The following is a 440-nucleotide window of genomic DNA, read 5'->3' as shown; positions in this document are numbered from 1 at the left end:
CCTGATTCCGTGAAGCCAGCGCCGACACTTCCCCTATCACCGCCAGCGAGCATTTTCTGACCGCCGATTCCGTCTCAACCGCTGAACGCATACCGGGGAGGACCAACCATGGCGACGCTGACCGACGAGAGCAGCCCATTTTGACAGGCATTTCTACCCGCTGGACACGCTGATACTGGCTGCCGATGACCGTCAGCTCTCTGCGTGGTGCCTTTGTCCGACAGACGATCAGCATGGCGTGCCTCGGGGATAGCGCAGGCGGCTTCGCAGGGTGTTCAACACCGTCATGCGTCCGATGTCCTGCCCGAAGTCGAGGATGATCTGCCGCGCCTTTTGAACCACGAGCGCCGCACGATGCACCAGCTCTTGTAGCACGGTGCGGATCCGGCGCCGCTTGGCGGGATGGCGCACCGGGCTCAGCTCGCCGGTCATGCCCAGCT

1 protein-coding gene and 1 pseudogene are annotated in these 440 nt (G+C 63.2%); both read right to left on the bottom strand.

Annotated elements, in window-relative coordinates; translation table 11 throughout:
- Positions 1-235 (bottom strand): hypothetical protein (locus CCD76_RS20265; RefSeq protein WP_218777097.1); only part of this gene is annotated, 235 nt, incomplete at its 3' end.
- Positions 229-440 (bottom strand): annotated as a pseudogene (locus tag CCD76_RS19565) (IS1380 family transposase); the annotation flags it as partial. The gene CCD76_RS20265 and the pseudogene CCD76_RS19565, both read right to left, overlap by 7 nt.

The sequence above is a fragment of the Salinicola salarius genome, assembly GCF_002179555.1.
GTDB lineage: Bacteria > Pseudomonadota > Gammaproteobacteria > Pseudomonadales > Halomonadaceae > Salinicola > Salinicola salarius_A.
Note: the sequence above shows the minus strand (reverse complement) of the source record. Positions and strands in the feature narration are given on the sequence as shown.